Source organism: Falsiroseomonas oryzae (assembly GCF_027856955.1).
In the GTDB taxonomy this organism is placed as follows: domain Bacteria; phylum Pseudomonadota; class Alphaproteobacteria; order Acetobacterales; family Acetobacteraceae; genus Falsiroseomonas; species Falsiroseomonas oryzae.
The window spans coordinates 1-7,760 of record NZ_JAPSMD010000251.1 but is presented as its reverse complement, the minus strand read 5'-3'; the positions used below and the strand labels follow the sequence as shown (position 1 = coordinate 7,760).

Below are 7,760 nucleotides of genomic sequence, written 5' to 3'. Positions count from 1 at the left end.
GTGGCGGAGGCCGGGCTGCCCGGCGCCGGTGCCACATCCTGGGGCGCGGTGCTGGCGCCCGCCGGCACGCCCGCCCCGGCCATCGCCCGCCTCGCCGCCGCGATCCGCGAGGTGCTGTCCCAGCCCGCCACGCGCAACCGCATGTCCGCCGCCGGCGCCGATCCCGCCTTCTCCACGCCGGAGGAACTCGCCGCCTTCATCCGCAGCGAGAACGCGAAGTGGGGAAGGGTGGTGAGGGACGCACGCATCACCGTCGGCTGAGATGCGCGCCGCCGCACGACGGAGCTTCCCCTGGCCCCTCGCGGTCGCCGGCATCGCCGCGCTGACGGCTGCGGTGCTGCTGGCCATGGGCCGCACGCCGATCTGCACCTGCGGCGACATCCGGCTGTGGCACGGCATCGTCTTCAGCAGCGAGAACTCGCAGCACCTGACGGATTGGTACACGCCGTCGCACGTCATCCACGGCATGATCTTCTACGCCGTGCTGTACCCGCTGCGCCACCGGCTGGGCTGGTGGCCGCGCCTGGCCATCGCCACGCTGGTCGAGGCCGCGTGGGAGATCATCGAGAACACCGATGCGGTGATCCGGCGCTACCGGGAAGCCACCATCGCCCTCGACTACTACGGCGACAGCGTCATCAACTCCGTTTTCGACATCGGCGCGATGTGGCTCGGCTTCTGGCTCGCCTCCCGCCTGCCGGCCTGGCTGACCGTGGCGCTGGCGCTGGCCATGGAGATCGGCGTCGGGCTCGCCATCCGGGACAACCTGACGCTCAACGTGCTGATGCTGGTCTGGCCGCTGGAGAGCGTGAAGGCCTGGCAGGCCGGGGGCTGACGGCCCGTCCGCGCTGCCATAGGCTGTCGCGCAGGAACAGCGCCGGCAGGCCAGCGACCGCCATGTTCGAGTCCGCCGCACTCCACCACGAGATCCCGAAGGACGAGTACGAGCGCGAGGTCGCGCAACTCCGCACCGCCCTGCTCCACGCGCAGATGGCCCTGCGGGACAAGGCGCCCTTCGCCGTCCTGGTCCTGATCGCCGGCGTGGAAGGCGCCGGCAAGGGCGAGACGGTGAACCTGCTCAACGAATGGATGGACCCGCGCTTCATTGAGGTCAGCGGCTTCGCCCTGCCGACCGACGAGGAAGCCGCGCGCCCGCCCATGTGGCGCTTCTGGCGCGCGCTGCCGCCGAAGGGGCGCATCGGCATCTTCTTCGGCGCCTGGCACACCGCGCCCATCGTGGAACGCGTGGCCGGCCGCCTCGGTGCCGGCGCCTACCAGCGCCGCATCGACGAGATCGTGCAGATGGAGCGCATGCTGCACGACGAAGGCGTGCTGCTGCTGAAATACTGGTTCCACATCACCCGCAAGGACCAGCGGAAGCGGCTGAAGGTGCTGGAGAAGGACCCGGCCACCGCCTGGCGCGTCAGCAAGATGGATTGGAAGCTGTACCGCCACTACGACGACTTCTTCGCGGTCACCGAGCCCTTCCTGCGCGTCACCTCCACCGCCGAGGCGCCCTGGCTGATCGTGCCCGGCGCGGAGCCGCGCTACCGCTCCCTCCTGGTCGGCCGCCATCTGCTGGAGGCGCTCGAGGCCCGCCTGGCGTCCGGCGCTGCACCGCCGCCCGCCACGCCCGACGTGCCGATGCCGCCGGCGCTGGACAAGCTGAACATCCTCCGCTCGCTGCGGCTCGACCGGAAGCTCGACAAGCCGGACTACGCGCGCCGGCTGGAGACCTGGCAGGGCCGCCTCGCCACGCTGTCGCGCGATGCGAAGTTCGCGAAGCGCAGCGTGGTCGCGGTGTTCGAAGGCAACGACGCCGCCGGCAAGGGCGGTGCGGTGCGGCGCGTGACGGCGGCGCTGGATGCCCGCCGGCTGAAGGTCGTCCCCGTTGCCGCGCCGACCGAGGAGGAGCGCGCGCAGCCCTACATGTGGCGCTTCTGGCGCCACATCCCGCCGCCGGGCTTCCTGACGATCTTCGACCGATCCTGGTACGGCCGCGTGCTGGTGGAGCGCGTGGAGGGCTTCTGCGCCCCGCCCGACTGGCAGCGCGCCTATGCCGAGATCAACGAGTTCGAGGCGCAGCTGGTCGAAAGCCGCGTCGTGCTGGCGAAGTTCTGGCTGGCGATCAGCAACGCCGAGCAGCTGCGCCGCTTCCAGGAACGCGAGGCCACGCCCTTCAAGCGCCACAAGATCACGCCGGAGGACTGGCGCAACCGCGAGAAATGGGACGCCTACGAGCAGGCGGTCTGCGACATGGTGGATCGCACCTCCACCGCGCAGGCGCCCTGGACGCTGGTGGAGGCGAACAACAAGTACTACGCCCGCCTCAAGGTGCTGCGCACCCTGGTGGAATCGATCGAGCGCGCCTTCGATGCGTGATGCTGGCCGCGATGCGAAGGCATCTCGGCCCCCTCGGGCGCTGACGGCCCTGCGGGCCTTCGCGCCGCGCTGGCGGCTGCCATCGGGTCGCCGGGAAGGCTTGCGCCCGTTGGCATCAACGGACGTCAGCAGCCCCGCACCCGCCCCTCGGCGAAGTCCAGCAGGCAAGGCGCGTAGCGCTGGGTGAAGCGCCAGTCCGTCCCGCCGCCATGCCCGCGGATGCCGGCGGGGCGGTCCAGCAGCAGGAAGCCCGCGCTGCGACCGGTCAACACCCCCAGGATCGCCGCGCGCTGGTCGGGGTCGGGATCGAACTCGTCGCCGGCGAAGTTGGCCACCGCCACGCGCGTGCCCGTGCTGCGCGCCGAGGCGACGATGCGGCGCAGGTCGTCCAGGGCCCAGGCCTGCGCCGGGCTGCCGCGCGGCCCATGCGCCGCCGGCGCGATGGCGATGACGGCATCCGCCAGCCCCGGCGTGTCCAGCGCCTGCAGCGCGTTCCACGCCCCGCGGGACTGCCCGCCGGCCACCACCCGCGCATAGCCGCGGCGGCGCAGCTCGGCCAGTGCCTGGCGCATCCAGGCGGCGCCGGCCTCGGTCTCGTCGGTGGCCGGGTCGCGGTCGAAACGGATCACGTCGTAGCCCGCATTGTTGAAGGCGCGCACATGCGGCTGCGGCTGGCTGCCGCGGCTGTCCGCCCCGCCGGGCGAGCGGCCATGCGCCCAGAGATAGGCGCCCCGCGCCCGTTCCGGCCCCTGCCACAGGAAGCGCGCATCCGCCGCCAGCAGCCAGCCCGGCTCCCGCCGCAGCGGCGCGCCGGGGGCGGACGGCGGGCTTGCCTCCAGCCCCGGCCAGACCACCGAGAGGTCACGCGCATAGACCCGGCAGCCGCGGCCGCCCCAGCGGGCGCAGTTCTCGAGCGCCCGGGCCTCGGTCGCGGCGCCGTCGTCGTCAATCGCCGCCGCCCAGCCCCAGGCGCCGTCAGGGGCCAGCGCGAAGACCCGCGGCGTCGGCTGCATCAGGAAGCGTCGGTAATCCGCTCGCCCCTCCGGAGGGATGTGCGGGGGCCGCGCGGCGTCCAGCAGGGGGGGCATGTCGGCGCGCGCGCCCGTGGCGGCGGCGAGAAGCCCCAGAGCCATCACGATTTTGCGGATTGTATTCAACATGCCGCGAGCAAGGGAACCATAGGCCTCCCCGCCCTGTCCAGCGGATTCCGCGCCGCCTCGCCGCGGTGATGCTCAGCAGGACGAGGGCGGCGCCTCGGCTGTGGCAAAGCGGAACAGGCAGCCGCCATAGCGGTCGTTGAAGGCGGTGCTGGCCCCCGCCGAATGCCCGCTCACCCCCTCCGGCCGGTCCAGCAGCAGCAACGCCCCGACCCGGCCGGCCAACCCGCGCAGCAGCCCCGCCCGTGCTTCCGGATCGACATCGAAGGGATCGTCGCGGAAGCTCGCCACGGCCACCCGCGTCTCACGCGCCGCCGCCGCCTCGACGACCAGCCGCAGGTCGTCCAGCTGGCGTGCCTGCGCCGGATGCCCGGCCTGGCCATGGGCCGCCGGCGCGACCGCCACGACCACCTCGGCCAGCCCCGGCGTGTCCAGCATCATCAGCGCGTTCCAGCCGCCGCGGGACTGGCCGGCCACGATCACCCGCCGGTAGCCGCGCCGCCGCAACTCCGCCAGGTCGTCCCGAAGCCAGGCCGCGGCGCGGGCGGTCAGGTCCACGCTCGGGTGGCGGTCGAAGCGCCAGATGTCGTAGCCGGCGTTGTTGAAGCGCCGCGTCCAGGATTGCGGCTGCGCGCCGCGCGAATCGACGCCATCCGGGTTGCGCCCATGCGCGAAGACCAGCACGCCGCGCGCCGCCTCCGGCCCCCACCACAGGAAGCGCGGATCGGGCAGCGTCTCGTGGTTCCAGGAGACCAGCCGCGCCCCGGCCGGCGGCGGCGCGGGGGACCAGGCGCGGTCCGGCGCCACCACCGCCAGGTCGCGCACCGCCACCTGGCAGGGCAGGCCGCCGCTGCGCCGCTCGCAACTGGCCAGGGCGCGTCGCTCCACCTCCTCCGGCGTGCCGCCCAGCGCCTGCCAGCCGAAGGCGCCGTCCGGGCCGAGCGCCAGCACGCGCGGCAGGTTCATCCGCAGGAAGCGCTGGACGTTGGTGCGCGCCGCCGCGTCCAGGCCCGGCGTCTCCGCCACCTCGAACAGCGGCAGCCGCTCCTGCGCGGCGGGCGCGCCGGGCAGCAGCAGCACCAGCAGCAGGCATGCGGTCCGTGATGCAGGCCGGAACATTGCGCGCGCATTTGGGGTGCCGGCGGCCCGGCCGTCCAGGGGCGAGGCTTGCCGGGCCAGGGCGGGGGCGGCATGTTCCGCCACCTTTTCCGGACCCCCAAGGGACCCCCCTCCGATGCGCGTCAAGGACGTCAAGAAGGTCGTGCTCGCCTATTCCGGCGGGCTCGACACCAGCGTGATCCTGAAGTGGCTGCAGACCACCTACCGCTGCGAGGTGGTGACCTTCACCGCCGACCTGGGCCAGGGGGAGGAGCTCGGCCCGGCGCGCGACAAGGCCCTGCTGCTCGGCATCAAGCCCGAGAACATCTTCATGGACGACCTGCGCGAGACCTTCGTGAAGGACTTCGTCTTCCCGATGTTCCGCGCCAATGCGCTGTACGAGGGGATGTACCTCCTCGGCACCTCCATCGCCCGCCCGCTGATCGCCCAGCGCCAGATCGAGATCGCCGAGCAGGTCGGCGCCGACGCCGTCGCCCATGGCGCGACCGGCAAGGGCAACGACCAGGTCCGCTTCGAGCTGAGCTACTACGCGCTGAAGCCGGACGTGAAGATCATCGCCCCCTGGCGCGAATGGGAGCTGACGTCGCGCACGCGCCTGATCGAGTTCGCGGAATCCCACCAGATCCCGATCGCCAAGGACAAGCGCGGCGAGGCGCCGTTCAGCGTGGACGCCAACCTCCTGCACAGCAGTTCCGAGGGCAAGATCCTCGAGGAGCCGTGGGACACGCCGGACGAGATGGTCTGGCAGCGCACCATCAGCCCGATGGACGCGCCCGACCGCGCGATCGACATCACCATCGAGTTCGAGCGCGGCGACGCCGTCGGCATCAACGGCGAGCGGATGTCGCCGGCGACGCTGCTGACCAGGCTCAACGCGCTCGGCAAGGAGAACGGCATCGGCCGCCTGGATCTGGTGGAGAACCGCTTCGTCGGCATGAAGTCCCGCGGCTGCTACGAGACGCCCGGCGGCACCATCCTGTATGTCGCGCATCGCGCGATGGAGAGCATCACGCTGGACCGCGAGGCCGCGCACCTCAAGGACAGCCTGATGCCGCGCTATGCGGAGCTGATCTACAACGGTTTCTGGTTCGCCCCGGAACGCCGCATGCTGCAGGCGCTGATCGACGAGAGCCAGAAGAGCGTGAGCGGCACGGTGCGGCTGAAGCTCTACAAGGGCAACACCATCGTCACCGGCCGCCAGTCGCCCAACAGCCTCTACTCGATGAAGCACGTCACCTTCGAGGACGACCAGGGCGCCTACGACCAGTTCGACGCCCAGGGCTTCATCAAGCTCAACGCGCTGCGCCTGCGCCTCGGCGCGATGGCGGGGCGGAAGGGCGGCGCGCTGTAGCGCGCCGGCCCTTGCCGGCGACGCGTGCCAGCCCGGCCCAACCTGCCAGTCCCGCCAGGATCAGGCTGACCGTGCCGGGTTCCGGCGCAGCCAGGAAGACGCTGCCGCTGTTCGACGTATCCAGCACGTAGTTCAGGTCGCGCGTGCCGCCCGGGTCGAGGTCGTAGGTCAGCGAGAACTCGACCGGCAGGCTGAAGGCCAGCGGCCCCGCCGTGCCGGGCGCTGGCAGCGCGAGGCCGGCGAACAGCCCCGTGCCAAAGGCCTCGGTGACGAGCCCCTGGCTGACGTGCAGCGACAATGCGCCGCTTTCCTGCGTGTAGAGGCCGGGTATGCTGATCGTCAGCGACGCGTCGGTCGCATTCAGGGCGAAGCCGTTGTCGGCCCACACCATGCTGCCTGCCGAGCCCATGGCGAAGGCGATGTTCATCAGCATGATGCTGTAGGGCGTGGGCTCGATGTCGTCCCAGATATCGATGCTCATCGGATCCTGCAGCCGGACGACCGGACGCTCCGCCGAGACCCGGTCAACCGCAACCTGCATCTCGAGCTGGCCCTGGATCTGGCCGCGCGCGTTGCGTCCCTGGGCGCGCAGCCGCGAACTGCTGAAGGCGTAGGCCTCCGACGGGTCGGCCCGCTTCGGCATGATCTCGATGTTGCCGTCCACTGCCAGGGTGGCCCGGACCTCGTTGGGCCGGACGATCGGGGCCACCTCGGCACTCGCGCGCGGATGCGAGTAGTTCCAGGGCGAGCTGATCTCGACCTCCGCCTGACCGGCCGCGCCGGAAAGTCCTGCCGCTGGCACGCCGACCAAGGCTTCGTTCAGCGGCTGGTTGCGCCTGCCGGGGTCCTGGACCAGCACGTTCTGCTGGCCAGCGACCTGCGCCAACCCCTCGCTGCGCGGCCGCGGGTCGAAGCCCGGCGGTTGCGCCGGTGGATTGACGGCGCGGCGAAGGTCAGGGTCGCGCACCCAGCCATGCTCGTAATGGAGCCAGGACACGTCCGGCGCGATGGCGCTTTGCGGCCGGAGCACGATGTCCTTCCTGACGTGATAGCTTCCGAACAGCGTGTCGAGTGGATCGGCCAGCGCCACGCCGGGTGCAGCCAGGACAAGCAGCGCAAGCAGCGGCGATCGCTTCATGATCACGCCTCCAGGCCGATGCGGGACTCGATCTATGCCCGATATTGCATATTATTGCGGCGGCAGCTCATGACGTTTTTTCCACGCCCGTTCGGGCGCGCGACCGGACCAGCCGCGGCCGGAGCCAGCTGACCGGTCATTCCGAGATCGGCGCGGCACATCGGGCGCGGCAGAGTCCGGCTTGGGCGCCCAGTGGGACCCGCACGGGATCGTGCCGCTCGACGAAGATCACCGCAGCATGATGCTGCGGCCGCCGCCTGACCGCCCGGATCGCATCGACTCCTGCATCGACGCCCGGCCATGCGCGCCGGCGGGCCCCTCCACTTGACCGCCTCGCGCAACGGTCGTTAAGCGATCCTGAAGGGAGACGAAACATGCCGGACGTGCCCGCACCGGACGCCTGGCTGGAAGCGGACATCGCCGGCATCCTCGGCCCGCTCTGCGGCAGCGATCCGGCCACCCTCATGGTGGCGGATGACGAAGGCGCCGCACTCGACCGCGCCGGCTTCTGGCGCATCGCCTGCGGCGTCTCCCACGCCGCCGCCGCCGCGCCCGCCGCCGGCTTCGCGCTGCTGCCGCCGACCGGCGCGGCCGCCATGGCCTGGATCGCCGG

Annotated in this window: 8 protein-coding genes; 5 read left to right on the top strand and 3 right to left on the bottom strand. The window is 71.7% G+C overall.

Features of this window, described 5'->3' with window-relative positions; all coding sequences use genetic code 11:
* The 3 genes from OZN99_RS20435 to pap form a co-directional block, all read left to right on the top strand.
* Positions 1–261: tripartite tricarboxylate transporter substrate-binding protein (locus tag OZN99_RS20435; protein ID WP_270937104.1), on the top strand; the 261-nt coding region annotated here is incomplete at its 5' end.
* Between the two features lies 1 nt (position 262).
* On the top strand, positions 263–835 hold the full coding sequence (locus OZN99_RS20430; protein WP_270937103.1) for a DUF2585 domain-containing protein: 573 nt from the start codon (positions 263–265) through the stop codon (positions 833–835).
* 62 nt (positions 836–897) lie between these two features.
* Positions 898–2,382, top strand: coding sequence for a polyphosphate:AMP phosphotransferase (gene pap / locus OZN99_RS20425; RefSeq protein WP_270937102.1), 1,485 nt, complete (start codon positions 898–900; stop codon positions 2,380–2,382).
* 125 nt (positions 2,383–2,507) lie between these two features.
* Here pap and OZN99_RS20420 read toward each other — a convergent pair whose 3' ends face one another.
* Positions 2,508–3,515: a hypothetical protein gene (locus OZN99_RS20420; RefSeq protein ID WP_270937101.1), complete on the bottom strand. Its 1,008-nt coding sequence runs from the start codon at positions 3,513–3,515 to the stop codon at positions 2,508–2,510.
* A 99-nt stretch (positions 3,516–3,614) separates the two neighbouring features.
* On the bottom strand, positions 3,615–4,619 hold the full coding sequence (locus OZN99_RS20415; RefSeq protein WP_270937100.1) for an alpha/beta fold hydrolase: 1,005 nt from the start codon (positions 4,617–4,619) through the stop codon (positions 3,615–3,617).
* 154 nt (positions 4,620–4,773) lie between these two features.
* Between OZN99_RS20415 and OZN99_RS20410 the strand changes: the two genes are divergently transcribed.
* On the top strand, positions 4,774–6,009 hold the full coding sequence (locus OZN99_RS20410; protein ID WP_270937099.1) for an argininosuccinate synthase: 1,236 nt from the start codon (positions 4,774–4,776) through the stop codon (positions 6,007–6,009).
* Here the strand turns inward: OZN99_RS20410 and OZN99_RS20405 are convergent.
* A complete protein-coding gene (locus OZN99_RS20405) occupies positions 5,951–7,147 on the bottom strand; it encodes a hypothetical protein (protein ID WP_270937098.1) in 1,197 nt (398 codons plus the stop codon). The two genes, OZN99_RS20410 and OZN99_RS20405, sit on opposite strands and share 59 nt — an antisense overlap.
* 374 nt (positions 7,148–7,521) lie before the next feature.
* On the opposite strand from OZN99_RS20405, the gene OZN99_RS20400 reads away from it, so the two are divergent.
* Positions 7,522–7,760 (top strand): hypothetical protein (locus OZN99_RS20400; protein ID WP_270937097.1); only part of this gene is annotated, 239 nt, incomplete at its 3' end.